This window comes from Pseudomonas sp. DSP3-2-3, from assembly GCF_049898225.1.
Lineage (GTDB): Bacteria > Pseudomonadota > Gammaproteobacteria > Pseudomonadales > Pseudomonadaceae > Aquipseudomonas.
In genome coordinates this window covers 25,265-40,421 of sequence record NZ_JAFCXH010000037.1, presented here as the reverse complement: position 1 = coordinate 40,421, position 15,157 = coordinate 25,265, and the positions used below count along the sequence as shown (strand labels likewise).

Sequence of the window (15,157 nt, the reverse complement as noted above, 5' to 3'; positions counted from 1 at the left end):
GCGCTGGTAGTCCTCGCCCGAAAGCTCGCGCGGGTCATGTTCGCCCTAATGAAAAACCAAACGGAGTACACCCCAAACTTCATGTCTGGGGGTTGCTCACGAACATAGAATCTCCAACAAGGTATCAATGGTGCTGTATCCCAGACGCACAAAGGCCACCCGAAGGTGGCCTTTGTCGATTGCTCGATCAGGTAAGCAGAAGCTTACTTGACAGCCCAACCGGTCAGCTCAGCCAAAGCCTTGCCGATGTCAGCCAGGGAACGCACGGTTTTCACGCCAGCGTCTTCCAGTGCTGCGAACTTCTCGTCTGCAGTACCTTTGCCGCCGGAGATGATTGCGCCAGCATGGCCCATGCGCTTGCCCGCAGGGGCAGTCACACCAGCAATGTAGGAAACAACCGGCTTGGTCACGTGTGCCTTGATGTAGGCAGCCGCTTCTTCTTCAGCCGAACCGCCGATCTCGCCGATCATGACGATCGCTTCGGTCTTCGGGTCTTCCTGGAACAGCTTCAGGATGTCGATGAAGTTCGAACCAGGAATCGGGTCACCACCGATACCAACGCAAGTCGACTGACCGAAACCGGCGTCAGTAGTCTGCTTAACAGCTTCGTAAGTCAGGGTGCCGGAACGCGACACAATGCCTACTTTGCCTGGCAAGTGAATGTGACCTGGCATGATGCCGATCTTGCATTCGCCCGGAGTGATCACGCCTGGGCAGTTAGGCCCGATCAGAATCACGCCCAGTTCGTCGCACTTGACCTTGGCATCCAGCATGTCCAGGGTAGGAATGCCTTCGGTGATGCACACGATCAGCTTGATGCCGGCGAATGCCGCTTCAAGGATGGAATCCTTGCAGAAAGGAGCAGGAACGTAGATGACGCTGGCGGTTGCGCCAGTGGTTTCTACCGCTTCTTTCACAGTGTTGAACACTGGCAGGTTCAGGTGCGTGGTGCCGCCTTTGCCTGGAGTCACGCCGCCAACCATTTTGGTGCCGTAGGCAATGGCTTGCTCGGAGTGGAAAGTACCCTGCGAACCGGTGAAGCCCTGGCAGATTACTTTGGTGTCTTTATTGATCAGGACGCTCATTACTTGCCCTCCGCAGCTTTGACAACTTGTTGAGCAGCGTCGGTCAGGCTGGTAGCTGCGATGATGTTCAAACCGCTTTCTGCCAGTACTTTAGCGCCCAGTTCAGCGTTGTTGCCTTCAAGGCGAACAACAACCGGGATTTTAACGCCGACTTCTTTCACTGCACCGATGATGCCTTCGGCAATCATGTCGCAACGAACGATGCCGCCGAAGATGTTGACCAATACTGCTGCGACATTGCTGTCGGACAGGATGATCTTGAACGCTTCGGTAACGCGTTCCTTGGTTGCGCCGCCACCAACGTCGAGGAAGTTGGCAGGTTTGCCGCCATGCAGGTTGACGATGTCCATGGTACCCATGGCCAGGCCAGCACCGTTGACCATGCAACCGATGTTACCTTCCAGCGCCACGTAGTTCAGTTCGAACTTGGCAGCGTGGGCTTCACGTGGATCATCTTGCGATGGATCGTGGAAAGCCTTCAGCTTTGGCTGACGGTACATGGCGTTGGCGTCGATGTTGATCTTGGCGTCCAGGCAGTGCAGATCGCCGTCAGCCTTGATCACCAGCGGGTTCACTTCCAGCAGAGCCAGGTCGTGGTCCTGGAACAGCTTGGCCAGACCGGTGAAGATCTTGGCGAACTGAGTGACCTGCTTACCTTCCAGACCCAGCTGGAAAGCCAGATCGCGACCCTGGAATGGCTGAGCGCCAACCAGTGGATCGATAGTGGCTTTGAGAATCTTCTCAGGAGTGTCGTGAGCGATTTTCTCGATGTCCACGCCACCTTCGGTGGAAGCCATGAACACGATACGACGGCTCGAACGATCCACTACAGCGCCGAGATACAGCTCTTTAGCGATGTCGGTGCAGGACTCGACCAGGATCTTGGTCACTGGCTGGCCGTTGGCATCGGTCTGGTAAGTCACCAGACGCTTGCCCAGCCATTGCTGTGCGAAGGCTGCCGCGTCTTCTTTGCTGCGAACCAGCTTGACGCCGCCCGCTTTACCGCGACCACCGGCGTGAACCTGGGCTTTGACAACCCATTCAGTGCCGCCAATCTTGTCGCACGCTTCTGCTGCTGCTTCCGGGGTGTCTACTGCGTAGCCTTTGGATACTGGCAGGCCGTATTCAGCGAACAGCTGCTTACCCTGATACTCGTGAAGATTCATGCTTATTACCGTCTTCGTTAGGTACTGCGCATTCGGTGCTGCACGTCTGGCGTGCCGCACCACCTGTGACCGCTACTCCCGGCGGCCCCGAAACGTGTCAAACCGCGTGGGTTCGCTACGTTTCGAGGAACACCTCAGAGGTCGAGTCCGGCGGACATTCCGCGGTGAGTCTTGCTCGCAAGGCTCACGACGGGCAGTCCGTCGTGGTTTCTCTTATTGTCTTAGCGTTTTTTGCGGTTCTGGATGTGGATGGCACCGCCATTCACAGCCAGAGCAGCTTCATGCAATGCTTCGGACAGCGTCGGATGGGAGAAGACCATCATGCCGATGTCTTCGGCACTGCTGCCGAATTCCATCGCGATCGCGCCCTGCTGTACCAATTCCGCAGCGCTCGGACCAATGACGTGAACGCCCAATACGCGGTCAGTCTTGGCGTCAGCGATGATCTTGACGAAACCGCCAGTATCGTTTGCTGCCATTGCGCGGCCGCTGGCTGCGAATGGGAAGGTGCCGACGTTAACTTCAACGCCTTCAGCCTTCAAGGTCTGCTCGGTTTTGCCAACCCAGGCGATTTCCGGGTGGGTGTAGATAACCGAAGGAATCAGATTGTAGTTCATCTGAGCCTTGTGGCCCTTGATGCGCTCGACAACCATGATGCCTTCTTCCGAAGCTTTGTGGGCCAGCATCAGACCACGAACCACGTCACCGATGGCATAAACGCCAGGGACGCTGGTGGTGCAGAAGTCGTCGACGTAGATGAAACCGCGCTCATCCAGGTCCACGCCGCTGTCCGCAGCCAGCAGGTCGGTGGTAACAGGACGACGACCAACGGCCACGATCAGGCGGTCGAAAGTGATCGACTGCTCGCCCGCTGCGTCGGTGTAGCTGACAACCACTTCTTCACCGTCGACCTTGGAACCGGTCACGCGAGCGCCCAGTTTGATGTCCAGGCCTTGCTTGGTGAAGGTTTTCAAGGCTTCTTTGGAGACGGCTTCGTCAGCGGCTGGAATGAATTTTTCCAGTGCTTCCAGAACAGTGACCTGAGCGCCCAGACGAGCCCAAACCGAACCCAGTTCCAGACCGATAACGCCTGCGCCGATAACGCCCAGACGTTTTGGAACCTGTTGGAATTCCAGGGCGCCAGTGGAGTCGACGATGACTTTCTGATCGACCGGAGCCGGTGGGATGTCGATCGGACGCGAACCCGAAGCCAGGATCACGTGGTCCGCTTCGATGATTTCAACGGTGCCGTCAGCGCCAGTCAGTTCGACTTTCTTGCCGGCCAGCAGTTTGCCGTGGCCTTGCAGGGTGGTCACGCCATTGGCTTTGAACAGGCTGGCAACGCCGCCGGTCAAGCCTTTGACGATGGTGGACTTGCGACCAACCATAGCTGGCACGTCCATCGACACATCGGAAGTCGAGATGCCGTGGATCGCGAAACCATTCTTGGCTTCGTAGAATTTCCAGGAGCTGTCCAGCAGCGCCTTGGAAGGAATGCAGCCTACGTTCAGGCAAGTACCGCCGAGGGCCAGTTTGCCCTCCTTGTCCTGATATTTCTCGATGCAGGCAGTCTTGAGACCAAGTTGCGCGGCCTTGATGGCGGCTACATAACCGCCAGGGCCAGCGCCAATCACTACCAAGTCGAATTTCTGGGACATAACAAAGAGTTCCTCTTTAGCTGCGAGCTTTGAGCTGCAAGCTGCAAGCCGGTCTGCGCTGTATTGCAGAGCCGACTCGCGACCTATTGATTTGATGCAAACTAACGGCTCAGGCTGCGCACCGCCCCGCTTCTATCCTGAAGCTTGCGGCTTGCAGCCTGAAGCTGCCTCATCAGATATCCAGCAGCAGACGAGCCGGATCTTCCAGCAGGTTCTTGATTGTCACCAGGAACGTCACGGCTTCTTTACCATCGATCAAACGGTGATCGTAGGACAGCGCCAGGTACATCATCGGACGGATAACTACCTGACCGTTGATTGCCATCGGACGTTGCAGAATGTTGTGCATGCCCAGGATAGCCGCTTGCGGCGGGTTGACGATCGGGGTCGACATCATCGAGCCGAAAGTACCACCGTTGGTGATGGTGAAGGTACCACCGATCATCTCTTCCATGGACAGCTTGCCGTCACGGGCTTTCTTGCCGAACGCAGCGATGCCGCCTTCGATTTCAGCCAGGGTCATCTGCTCTGCGTTACGCAGCACGGGAACCACCAGACCACGGTCGCTGGACACCGCAACACCTACGTCGGCATAGCCGTGGTAGACAATGTCGGAGCCGTCGATCGAGGCGTTGACAGCCGGGTAGCGTTTCAGCGCTTCGGTGGCAGCCTTGACGAAGAACGACATGAAGCCCAGGCGTACACCATTGTGGGACTTCTCGAACAGATCCTTGTACTTCGAACGCAGCGCCATGACTTCAGTCATGTCGACTTCGTTGAACGTCGTCAGCATCGCCATGTTCGATTGGGCTTCAACCAGACGCTTGGCCACAGTGGCGCGCACGCGGGTCATCGGCACACGCTTCTCGACGCGGTCGCCGGCAGCGAACACAGGAGCAGCAGGCGCGGCGGCAGGTTTGGCAGCCGGTGCAGCAGCAGGAGCGGATTTCTTCGCTTCAACCGCGGCAACCACGTCTTCCTTGGTGATACGGCCGTCTTTACCGGTGCCCTTGACGCTGGCCAGGTTGATGGCGTTTTCTTCAGCCAGTTTGCGCGCAGCCGGTGCAGCGATGGAATCTTCGTCGCCAGCAGCAGCGGCCGGAGCCGCCGCCTGGGCCGGCGTGCCAGCAGCTGGAGCAGCGGCGGCTGCAGGTGCTGCCGAAGCAGTACCACCGGCATCCAGCGTTGCGATCAGTTCGTTGGACAGGACAGTTTCACCCTCGCCTTTCACGATCGATGCCAGCACGCCGTCAGCTTCTGCCAACACTTCGAGCACGACTTTGTCGGTCTCGATGTCAACCAGCAGCTCGTCACGTTTTACCGCTTCGCCCGGCTGTTTGTGCCATTTGGAAATGGTGCCATCGGCAACTGATTCCGGGAAAGAGGGGGCTTTGATCTCGATAGCCATTATCTGTAATTCCTTAATTCGGTTTCTAATGCGCGAAGGCGTTAAACAGTGAAGGCATCTTTGAGCAGTTTTTCCTGCTGCTCAGCATGCATCGAAGCGTAGCCACAAGCGGGTGCTGCAGAGGCGTCACGACCGGCATACTCGAGCACGAGGTTGCGGTTGTGATTACCAACGCTGCGACGCAGATGATGCTGGCTGCTGTACCAGGCGCCCTGGTTCATCGGCTCTTCCTGACACCACACTGCGTTTTGCAGGTTGGTATAAGGAGCAAGCGTTTCCATCAGGTCGTCTTCAGGGAACGGATACAGCTGCTCAAGACGCACGATGATGGTGTCTTCACGGCCTTCGGCACGGCGTTTTTCAAGCAGGTCGTAGTAGACCTTGCCGCTGCACATCACCAGACGCGTCACCTTGGCGGCATCGAGAGTATCGATTTCCGGGATCACGGTCTGGAACGAGCCTTCGGCGAGATCCTCCAGGGTCGACACGGCCAGCTTGTGGCGCAGCAACGACTTCGGAGTCAGCACGATCAACGGCTTGCGCAGCGGACGAATCACCTGACGGCGCAGCAAGTGGTAAATCTGCGCAGGCGTAGTCGGCACGCACACCTGAATGTTGTGCTCGGCACAACCCTGCAGGTAACGCTCAAGACGCGCAGAGGAGTGCTCCGGTCCCTGCCCTTCATAACCGTGAGGCAGCAGCATGGTCAGACCGCACAAACGGCCCCACTTGTGCTCGCCGCTGGTGATGAACTGGTCGATGACCACTTGCGCACCGTTGGCGAAGTCGCCGAACTGGGCTTCCCAGATAACCAGTGCATCTGGCTGGGTCGTCGAGTAGCCGTATTCGAAGGCCAGCACGGCTTCTTCCGACAGGAAGGAGTCGTACAGATCGAAACGCGGCTGACCGGCGTACAGATTCTGCAGCGGGATATAGGTGGTGGAGTCTTTCTGGTTGTGCAGCACGGCATGACGGTGCGAGAACGTACCGCGGCCGATGTCCTGGCCAGTCATGCGAATCGGGTGACCTTCGAACGCCAGAGTCGCGTACGCCATGGTTTCAGCGTAACCCCAGTTGATCGGCAGGCCGCCGGCTTGCATCTTCTGACGGTCTTCGTAGATCTTCTGCACCTGACGCTGAACCACGAAGCCTTCTGGCAGCTCCATGAGTTTGGCGGACAGTTCCTGCAGGGTTTTCAGATCGAAACGGGTGTCATGGCGCGCAGTCCAGGCGTGGCCCAGGTATGGACGCCAGTCCACGAACAACTCTTTGTTCGGCTCTTTAACCAGACTTTTTACAACATGCAGACCGTTGTCCAGCGCGTTACGGTAGTCATCGATTTTCGCCTGCACGCGGGCGTCATCGAGTACACCGGCCTTGATCAGACTTTCCGCGTACAACTCGCGGGTAGTGCGCTGCTTGGCGATCTGCTGGTACATCAACGGCTGGGTGCCGCTTGGTTCGTCCGCTTCGTTGTGACCGCGACGACGGTAGCAGACCAGGTCGATCACCACGTCACGCTTGAACTGCATGCGGTAATCGATAGCCAGCTGGGTCACGAACACGACGGCTTCAGGGTCATCGCCATTTACATGGAGAATCGGCGCCTGAATCATCTTGGCAACGTCGGTCGCGTACTCGGTGGAGCGCGAGTCTTCCGGGTTGCTGATGGTGAAACCTACCTGGTTGTTGATGACGATGTGGATCGTGCCGCCTGTCTTGAAGCCGCGAGTCTGCGACATCTGGAAGGTTTCCATGACCACGCCCTGTCCTGCAAAAGCAGCATCACCGTGGAGGGAAATTGGCAGAACCTTGTCACCGTTCGGATCGTTACGACGATCCTGACGCGCACGCACAGACCCTTCGACCACCGGAGAAACGATCTCCAGGTGAGACGGGTTGAACGCCATGGCCAGGTGAACTTCCCCGCCTGCGGTCATCACGTTCGAGGAGAAACCCTGGTGATACTTGACGTCACCGGAGCCCAGCTCGACTTTTTTCTTGCCTTCGAACTCGTCGAACAGGTCGCGCGGGTTCTTGCCGAAGGTGTTGACCAGGACGTTCAGGCGACCACGGTGGGCCATGCCGATCACGATTTCCTTGGTGCCATACGAACCGGAACGCTGGATCAGTTCATCCAGCATCGGGATCAGGCTTTCGCCACCTTCCAGACCGAAACGCTTGGTACCCGGATATTTGGTGCCCAGGTATTTTTCCAGACCTTCAGCCGCGGTTACGCGCTCGAGCAAGTGGCTCTTGATATCGGCGGAAAAATCCGGACGACCACGAACACTCTCAAGACGCTGCATGAACCAGTTGCGCTGCTCGGAATCCACGATGTGCGTAAATTCAGAACCGATGGTGCGGCAATATGTCTGCTGCAACGTCTCGTGAATTTCGCGTAGGCTCGCTTCCTCTTTGCCAATGAACAAGTCACCGGCACGGAATGTGGTATCCAGATCAGCGTTGGTCAGCCCGTAGTGATTGATCGACAGATCGGCTGGCGCAGGACGTTGCCACAGGCCCAGCGGATCGAGCTGGGCTGCCTGATGGCCACGCATACGGTATGCCTGGATAAGTCGCAGTACCTCGACCTGCTTCTTCTCGTGTTCGCTGCTCACGCTCCCGGCAGACACCGGTTGGGCGCGGCGCTGGTTTTTAGCCAGCAACACGAAATGATCGCGAATCGTCGAATGCGATACATCGGTGGCAGTGCTGCCGTCAGCGGGCAACTTCTGAAAGTAGGTGCGCCACTCTTCTGGCACAGCGTTAGGGTCGTGCAGGTAGAGCTCATAGAGCTCTTCCACATAGGCAGCGTTACCACCGGAAAGGTGGGCACTGTTCCACATGCGCTGCATCACGCTTTCTTGCATGCTTGGTCACCCTCGGTAAGGGGACACCACCGGCGAAGACACCACAGCAAACCTGAGATAGTCATGTGCAGCGACCGTATCAAGTCACTAAGGATCACGCAGATAGTCCGGGTACCAGCCCGGATGCCCCTGCTGGTCTCATTTCTTCAAAATAAGAGCCGCAGCATTACAAGCTGCTGCTCAGGTTAAAACTACGGCGCCGGTTGAAGCCTGCGCCGCAGCGATTTCGGTACAACAGTGTAACGGTTACAACAGTCGAATCAGACGCCGTTTTGCAGAAGCATGTTGCGCACGTGACCGATAGCCTTGGTTGGGTTAAGGCCTTTCGGACAAACGTTGACGCAGTTCATGATCCCGCGGCAGCGGAATACGCTGAACGGATCGTCCAGTGCCGCCAGACGTTCGGCGGTCTGGTTATCACGGCTGTCAGCCAGGAAACGATAGGCTTGCAGCAATGCAGCCGGACCGAGGAACTTGTCCGGATTCCACCAGAAGGATGGGCAGGAAGTCGAGCAGCAGGCGCACAGGATGCACTCGTACAAGCCGTCGAGCTTCTCACGTTCTTCCGGAGTCTGCAGACGCTCGATGGCCGGAGCCGGAGTGTCATTGAGCAGATATGGCTTAACCTTCTCGTACTGCTTGTAGAAGATGCTCATATCGACGACCAGGTCACGGATCACCGGCAAACCAGGCAGCGGACGAACCACCAGCTTGTTCTTCTTGACCACGGCGGACAGCGGCGTGATACACGCCAGGCCGTTCTTGCCGTTGATGTTCATGCCATCGGAACCGCAAACGCCTTCACGGCAAGAGCGACGATAGGAAAAGCCTTCGTCCTGCTCTTTGATCAGGGCCAGCACGTCCAGGACCATGATGTCCTTACCGCCGGTATCGATCTGGAATTCCTGCATGAACGGCGCGGCGTCCCGATCCGGGTTGTAGCGATAAACACTGACTTGCAACATATCGGCCACCCTTAGTAAGTCCGAATCATGGGTTCGAAAGTCGGAACAGTCTTCGGCGAGAAGTTCACGGCACGCTTGGCTACGCGTTTTTCACCCGGGAAATACAGGGTGTGGCACAGCCAGTTCTGATCGTCGCGATCTTCGTAGTCTTCACGGGCGTGAGCGCCGCGGGACTCTTTACGAACTTCGGCGGCAATCGCCGTTGCTTCGGCCACTTCAAGCAGGTTTTGCAGCTCAAGCGCTTCGATTCGAGCCGTGTTGAACGCCTGGCTCTTGTCGTTGATCTTGACGTTGGAAATGCGCTCGCGCAGGCCAGCCAGCTGAGCAATACCTTTCTGCATGTATTCGCCAGTGCGGAATACACCGAAGTAGTTCTGCATGCAGCTTTGCAGCTCTTTGCGCAGGGAAGCGACGTCTTCGCCGGTTTCACGAGCGTTGAGACCCGCCAGACGCTCAAGGGCGAAGTCAACGTCGGTTTCGGTAGCCCGACGGTAGTCGACACCTTCACGCAGGCTTTGTTCCAGATGGATACCCGCAGCACGACCGAACACCACCAGGTCGAGGAGCGAGTTGCCGCCCAGACGGTTGGCGCCGTGAACCGATACGCAGGCTACTTCACCAACTGCGAACAGACCCGGAATGATCTGATCGACGCCAGCAGCGTCCTGAGTGATCGCCTGACCATGGATGTTGGTGGCAACGCCGCCCATCATGTAGTGGCAGGTTGGTACAACCGGGATCGGCGCAACGGCCGGATCGACGTGTGCGAAGGTCTTGGACAATTCCATGATGCCTGGCAGACGACTGTGCAGCACTTCTTCGCCCAGGTGATCGAGCTTGAGCATCACGTGATCGCCATCAGGACCACAGCCGTTACCGGCAATGATTTCCTTGACCATCGAACGCGCGACTACGTCACGACCTGCAAGGTCCTTGGCGTTCGGAGCATAACGCTCCATGAAACGCTCGCCGTGCTTGTTGATCAGGTATCCACCTTCACCACGGCAACCTTCCGTGACCAGTACACCTGCACCGGCAATGCCAGTCGGGTGGAACTGCCACATTTCGATGTCCTGAACCGGAACACCTGCACGCAATGCCATGCCAACGCCGTCGCCGGTATTGATCAGGGCGTTGGTGGTGGAGGAATAGATACGACCAGCGCCGCCGGTAGCCAGTACAGTCGCGTTGGCGCGAATGTAGGAGGTTTCACCGGTTTCAATGCAAATGGCGATGATGCCGACGAACACGCCGTCCTGGTTCTTCACCAGATCCACTGCGTAGTATTCGTTGAGGAATACGGTGCCGGCTTTCAGGTTGGCCTGATACAGGGTGTGCAACAAAGCGTGACCGGTACGGTCGGCTGCTGCGCATGTACGTGCAGCCTGACCGCCCTTGCCGAAGTCCTTGGACTGACCACCGAAAGGACGCTGATAGATGCGACCCTGTTCGGTACGCGAAAACGGCAGACCCATATGTTCGAGCTCGAACACGGCTTCCGGACCTACGGAACACATGTACTCGATAGCGTCCTGGTCACCGATATAGTCGGAACCCTTGACGGTATCGTACATGTGCCAGCGCCAGTCATCGTTCGGATCTGCCGAAGCGATGGCGCAGGTGATGCCGCCCTGAGCGGAAACGGTGTGGGAGCGAGTCGGGAACACCTTGGTGACCACGGCGGTCTTGTGACCACCTTGTGCCAGCTGCAATGCCGCGCGCATGCCAGCACCGCCGCCACCGATAATGATGGCGTCAAAAGAAAGCGTATTAATGTTAGCCATGAATCAGATACCCCAAAGAATCTGCACGCCCCAGACAAAGTAAGCGAACATCGCAACGCCGCAGACAGCCTGGAAAAGGAAACGGATCGCAGTCGCCTTCTTGCCCAGCGCCATTGGCGTCAGGTAGTCGGTCGCAATGGTCCACATGCCGACCCAGGCGTGAGCGCCCAGGGCAACGAGGGCCAACAGACTGAAGATACGCATTCCGTTGTGCGCGAACAGACCATGCCATTGGGCATAGCCCAGACCTGGGTGCGCAACGATGTATCCGATCAGGAAGATGAAATAAGCCGCGAGCACGACCGCAGATACGCGCTGCGCCATCCAGTCATAGAGGCCCGAACGCGACAGGTTAGTGACGTTGGTTACCATATCCAAACTCCCGCCAGAACGATCAACACCGCAGACACGGCGAGTACGATTTTGGAGCCCCGTTTGCCGCCTTCCAGCGTTTCACCGACACCCATGTCCATGACCAGGTGGCGAATACCGGCCACGAGGTGATACAGCAAGGCGGAGAACAGACCCCAGGCGACGAACTTGGCCAGCGGACTGGTCATGCATGTCTTCACCTCGTCAAAACCCTCTTGCGAACCCAGCGATTTGCTCAATGCCCAAAGCATGATTGCAAGACCGAGGAAGAGAATGATGCCGGAAACACGGTGAAGAAATGATGTAACGCCGGTGATGGGGAGTTTGATGGTCCTTAGATCTAGGTTTACAGGTCGTTGGCTATTCACGGCTTTTTTCACACTGAAGAGCCCCTAACAATCAGGGCAAGTTGTTGGGAAGTGCACTGGTCAGGTACCCACTACCCAGGAAGTGACGACCCCCAGCAAACAGGCCCTAAAACCCCCTGGCGGTCGGACGCCGAGTATAGACAGTTAGGTCACTAATGACAACGCGAAGACCTACCCCTAATAGCGGATTGCTTTAGTAGGATAAAAGGCGTAAACGGCAGGTATTTTCGAGGAAAAAGTAGCCTTGTAAGCCTTCTGGAACACGACTTTAGGCAAATTGACTTTAGAATTTATCTCACTATAGTGGTGCGGGCCCTGCGTGGGGGGTCTGTCTGATGATTTGAAGCATAAATAGGAGGCCACATGGCTGACAAAAAAGCGCAGTTGATCATCGAGGGCGCAGCCCCCGTCGAGCTGCCCATTCTGACCGGCACCGTAGGTCCCGATGTAATCGACGTACGCGGTCTTACCGCCACCGGCCGCTTCACATTTGACCCTGGTTTCATGTCGACCGCCTCTTGCGAGTCGAAAATCACCTATATCGATGGTGACAACGGTATCTTGCTGCATCGGGGCTATCCGATCGAGCAACTCGCCGATCAGTCCGACTATCTGGAAACCTGCTATCTGCTGCTCAATGGCGAACTGCCAACCGCCGAGCAGAAGGCCCAGTTCGTAGTCATCGTCAAGAACCACACCATGGTTCACGAGCAGCTGAAGACCTTCTTCAACGGCTTCCGTCGCGACGCCCACCCGATGGCCGTCATGTGCGGCGTAGTCGGCGCGCTGTCGGCGTTTTATCACGACTCTCTGGACATTAACAATCCACAGCACCGTGAAATTTCGGCGATCCGCCTGATCGCTAAAATGCCGACCCTCGCAGCAATGGTTTACAAGTACTCCATGGGCCAACCCATGATGTACCCGCGCAACGACCTGAGCTACGCGGAAAACTTCCTGCACATGATGTTCAACACTCCGTGCGAGATCAAACCGATCAGCCCGGTATTGGCCAAGGCGATGGACAAGATCTTTATCCTTCACGCCGATCATGAGCAGAATGCCTCGACCTCAACCGTACGGATGGCCGGCTCCTCGGGTGCCAACCCGTTCGCCTGTATCGCTGCCGGTATCGCTGCGCTCTGGGGCCCGGCACACGGCGGCGCCAACGAAGCGGTATTGTCCATGCTTGACGAGATTGGCGATGTTTCGAACATCGACAAGTTCATCGCCAAGGCCAAGGACAAGAACGATCCGTTCAAGCTGATGGGCTTCGGTCACCGGGTTTACAAAAACCGCGACCCTCGCGCCACAGTGATGAAGCAGACCTGCGACGAAGTCCTCAAAGAACTGGGCATTACCAATGACCCACAACTTGAGCTGGCCATGCGCCTGGAAGAGATCGCCCTGACCGATCCGTACTTCATCGAACGCTCGCTGTATCCGAACGTCGACTTCTACTCGGGCATCATCCTCAAGGCTATCGGCATCCCGACCAGCATGTTCACCGTGATCTTCGCCCTGGCGCGGACTGTCGGCTGGATTTCGCACTGGAAGGAAATGCTTTCCAGCCCGTACAAGATTGGCCGCCCACGCCAGCTGTACACCGGCTACGTTGCTCGCGATATCGTGCCTCTGGAAGACCGCAAGTAAGCTCATTGCCGAACGTGAAAAAGGGCTGCCATTGGCAGCCCTTTTTGCTTATGCGCTATGGCAAATCAAATCAGATCATTTTTTCTCTGCGCGATCCTTCAGCGCCTTCAGGGTATTGAAGGGCGCGTCGACCACAAACTTGTTTGCCAACCATGAAGGCACGCTACCACCCGGCTCGGTATGGACCTGGTAAGTGACTTGCGTTCGGTCAGCGCCCAACGGCAGAAACTTCCAGAAACCCTCGACCTGAGCAACACGCACAAAACCTTGCTCCTCGGGGACGTACTTGGGTTGCCCTTCCAGCTTGCGGATCAGACTGCCGTCCGCACCCTGCTCCGTCGTCACTTCAAGCACCGAATCGCGCGGCGTCACTGGCCAGGGTGTATTGAACTGGGTGTAGGTCCAGGCCTTGTTGCCCTCATGCTTGAGCAGCTTTTGCGATTTGCATTCGTGAACCCAGGCGCAGGCGCCCGCAACGTCTTCCTGCAACCCGCGTAGCTTGGCAATACTGGCATTGATCACGGTCTCGCCGCGATAAGCCTTGTATTTGGAGCCCGCCACGTCAGTCAAGGAAACCTTGATCCCGCCCTCGTCCTTGGCGACTTGCCAGTCTTCGGCCTGGGCAGTTGCGGCCATCAGCACCGTAAATCCACAGACGACCGCTATTCGATGCAGCGAACCCATTGTTGTATTCCTTATTGTTGGAAATTCGATAAATCAATTCTGCCGAACAGGGTGTTTCAAGCAACTGCTGTCGCCTCCTCCCACCAGTTGATGATGCGAATGGCGTCAGCCTGATCAACCCCACAGACATCGACGGCTGCTTTGAACTGACTGCACACTGCAGGTCGCTCAGGCTTGCCAAACAGGGCACATAGCGCTTCGACCGATAAATGCAGGCAACGTTCTCCCGCAGGCTTGCCCTCTGGCATGCCCGGAATGGGAGAACTGATGGAAGGAGCAATACAGCAGGCACCACAACCGGAGCGGCATTCCATGACTCATACACTTTGCAAAAATGACGCGCAGATAGTAACCGCTGAAACGACTGTTTGAAAATGCCTGGATTTCAGCTGGATCAACGCAGGGGCGCTAAACCCGGCTATTGCTTGAACTTGAAGTCCAGCGCAGCACCCTCGACATCGCGCCGATTGTCGTTGCGCATCTGCAACTGCATTTCATTGCTCAATAGTCGACCATTGAGCTGAAACGGGCCGCCACCCGAGGAGCCATCAAACATCTGCGGCAGGATCGGCTTGCGCGGCGCGCTGATCACCGATTTAGGCGGCGTCATTTGCTTGACCAGTTCCGGTGGCAGACTCAAATCCAGGTTGGGCGCGTTCAGACGCGTATCTTTGGTGACTTCTTTTTTCGCCGTGACGGTTTTCTTACCCGCCTGCTCGCGCTTGATGGTGAGCGTGGACTCGGCTTTGGTCTTGACGATGGGCGTGGTGGATGCAGGCGCTTTGGCGTTGTCATCCTTGGGCAACGCGGCCTGAGTAGACACGGCCCCCTTGGCACCGCTGGATGCACCACCTTTGGTGACGACTACTGGCACCACTCCAACATTAGGCTGCAACTCATGCACCGCCGGCCGCGACGGTTCGGCCGGCGAGACGGTCGCTTCAATCACCTTGGCTACGGGCTCGACGATGGCCGCAGGCGCTTCAAGTGCCGGGGCCAGACTCGGGGCCGGGGCAGCGGGGATTTCGACTTTCTTTTCAGCAGCAACTTTCGGCTTGGGCGCAGCAGCGTCCTGAGAATCACAGGCACTCAGCAGAAAAACGATCAACAATCCGGCACAGCGAAAGGCATTCATAGGCAA

General features: G+C 57.1%; 13 protein-coding genes and 1 pseudogene. 2 read left to right on the top strand and 12 right to left on the bottom strand.

The window, feature by feature from the left end:
• Nucleotides 1-108: pseudogene (locus ACP7E4_RS27100) on the top strand (IS110 family transposase); the annotation flags it as partial.
• 95 nt (nt 109-203) lie between these two features.
• On the opposite strand, the gene sucD reads toward ACP7E4_RS27100, so the two are convergent.
• From sucD to sdhC, 9 genes are all read right to left on the bottom strand, one after another.
• On the bottom strand, nt 204-1,085 hold the full coding sequence (sucD, locus tag ACP7E4_RS27095; protein ID WP_020289319.1) for a succinate--CoA ligase subunit alpha: 882 nt from the start codon (nt 1,083-1,085) through the stop codon (nt 204-206).
• Nucleotides 1,085-2,251, bottom strand: a complete 1,167-nt coding sequence (gene sucC / locus ACP7E4_RS27090) for an ADP-forming succinate--CoA ligase subunit beta (protein WP_020289320.1) — start codon at nt 2,249-2,251, stop codon at nt 1,085-1,087. Before sucC ends, sucD begins: the two co-directional genes overlap by 1 nt.
• Nucleotides 2,252-2,472: 221 nt before the next feature.
• Entirely contained in the window at nt 2,473-3,909 is a 1,437-nt protein-coding gene (gene lpdA, locus ACP7E4_RS27085) for a dihydrolipoyl dehydrogenase (RefSeq protein WP_426118831.1), read from the bottom strand.
• Nucleotides 3,910-4,081: 172 nt separating this feature from the next.
• The gene (gene odhB / locus ACP7E4_RS27080) at nt 4,082-5,317 is read right to left on the bottom strand and encodes a 2-oxoglutarate dehydrogenase complex dihydrolipoyllysine-residue succinyltransferase (protein ID WP_426118832.1); all 1,236 of its coding nucleotides are present in this window, start codon (nt 5,315-5,317) and stop codon (nt 4,082-4,084) included.
• Nucleotides 5,318-5,358: 41 nt separating this feature from the next.
• Nucleotides 5,359-8,190, bottom strand: coding sequence for a 2-oxoglutarate dehydrogenase E1 component (locus tag ACP7E4_RS27075; RefSeq protein ID WP_426118834.1), 2,832 nt, complete (start codon nt 8,188-8,190; stop codon nt 5,359-5,361).
• Nucleotides 8,191-8,450: 260 nt separating this feature from the next.
• Nucleotides 8,451-9,155 carry a succinate dehydrogenase iron-sulfur subunit gene (locus ACP7E4_RS27070; protein ID WP_065834544.1) on the bottom strand — a complete coding sequence of 235 codons (705 nt, stop codon included), beginning with the start codon at nt 9,153-9,155 and terminating at the stop codon, nt 8,451-8,453.
• 11 nt (nt 9,156-9,166) lie between these two features.
• Entirely contained in the window at nt 9,167-10,939 is a 1,773-nt protein-coding gene (gene sdhA, locus ACP7E4_RS27065) for a succinate dehydrogenase flavoprotein subunit (protein WP_426118836.1), read from the bottom strand.
• A gap of 3 nt (nt 10,940-10,942) precedes the next feature.
• Nucleotides 10,943-11,311 carry a succinate dehydrogenase, hydrophobic membrane anchor protein gene (sdhD, locus tag ACP7E4_RS27060; RefSeq protein ID WP_426118838.1) on the bottom strand — a complete coding sequence of 123 codons (369 nt, stop codon included), beginning with the start codon at nt 11,309-11,311 and terminating at the stop codon, nt 10,943-10,945.
• On the bottom strand, nt 11,305-11,691 hold the full coding sequence (gene sdhC, locus ACP7E4_RS27055) for a succinate dehydrogenase, cytochrome b556 subunit (protein WP_426118841.1): 387 nt from the start codon (nt 11,689-11,691) through the stop codon (nt 11,305-11,307). Before sdhC ends, sdhD begins: the two co-directional genes overlap by 7 nt.
• 351 nt (nt 11,692-12,042) lie before the next feature.
• On the opposite strand from sdhC, the gene gltA reads away from it, so the two are divergent.
• Nucleotides 12,043-13,332: a citrate synthase gene (gltA, locus tag ACP7E4_RS27050; RefSeq protein WP_426118842.1), complete on the top strand. Its 1,290-nt coding sequence runs from the start codon at nt 12,043-12,045 to the stop codon at nt 13,330-13,332.
• A gap of 75 nt (nt 13,333-13,407) precedes the next feature.
• On the opposite strand, the gene ACP7E4_RS27045 is transcribed toward gltA, so the two are convergent.
• The 3 genes from ACP7E4_RS27045 to ACP7E4_RS27035 all read right to left on the bottom strand — a co-directional run bounded on the left by ACP7E4_RS27045 (nt 13,408) and on the right by ACP7E4_RS27035 (nt 15,151).
• Entirely contained in the window at nt 13,408-14,016 is a 609-nt protein-coding gene (locus ACP7E4_RS27045) for an START domain-containing protein (protein ID WP_426118843.1), read from the bottom strand.
• Between the two features lie 56 nt (nt 14,017-14,072).
• Nucleotides 14,073-14,330, bottom strand: coding sequence for a YkgJ family cysteine cluster protein (locus ACP7E4_RS27040; protein WP_426118844.1), 258 nt, complete (start codon nt 14,328-14,330; stop codon nt 14,073-14,075).
• Between the two features lie 104 nt (nt 14,331-14,434).
• Nucleotides 14,435-15,151 carry a translation initiation factor 2 gene (locus tag ACP7E4_RS27035; protein WP_426118845.1) on the bottom strand — a complete coding sequence of 239 codons (717 nt, stop codon included), beginning with the start codon at nt 15,149-15,151 and terminating at the stop codon, nt 14,435-14,437.
• Between the last annotated feature and the right edge of the window lie 6 nt (nt 15,152-15,157).

Coding starts and splice junctions, on each gene's coding strand:
- odhB (WP_426118832.1), bottom strand. CDS start 5,317: ATGGCTATCGAGATCAAAGCCCCCTCTTTCCCGGAATCAGTTGCCGAT.
- ACP7E4_RS27075 (WP_426118834.1), bottom strand. CDS start 8,190: ATGCAAGAAAGCGTGATGCAGCGCATGTGGAACAGTGCCCACCTTTCC.
- gltA (WP_426118842.1), top strand. CDS start 12,043: ATGGCTGACAAAAAAGCGCAGTTGATCATCGAGGGCGCAGCCCCCGTC.
- ACP7E4_RS27045 (WP_426118843.1), bottom strand. CDS start 14,016: ATGGGTTCGCTGCATCGAATAGCGGTCGTCTGTGGATTTACGGTGCTG.
- ACP7E4_RS27035 (WP_426118845.1), bottom strand. CDS start 15,151: ATGAATGCCTTTCGCTGTGCCGGATTGTTGATCGTTTTTCTGCTGAGT.
- sucC (WP_020289320.1), bottom strand. CDS start 2,251: ATGAATCTTCACGAGTATCAGGGTAAGCAGCTGTTCGCTGAATACGGC.
- ACP7E4_RS27040 (WP_426118844.1), bottom strand. CDS start 14,330: ATGGAATGCCGCTCCGGTTGTGGTGCCTGCTGTATTGCTCCTTCCATC.
- sucD (WP_020289319.1), bottom strand. CDS start 1,085: ATGAGCGTCCTGATCAATAAAGACACCAAAGTAATCTGCCAGGGCTTC.
- ACP7E4_RS27070 (WP_065834544.1), bottom strand. CDS start 9,155: ATGTTGCAAGTCAGTGTTTATCGCTACAACCCGGATCGGGACGCCGCG.
- lpdA (WP_426118831.1), bottom strand. CDS start 3,909: ATGTCCCAGAAATTCGACTTGGTAGTGATTGGCGCTGGCCCTGGCGGT.
- sdhD (WP_426118838.1), bottom strand. CDS start 11,311: ATGGTAACCAACGTCACTAACCTGTCGCGTTCGGGCCTCTATGACTGG.
- sdhA (WP_426118836.1), bottom strand. CDS start 10,939: ATGGCTAACATTAATACGCTTTCTTTTGACGCCATCATTATCGGTGGC.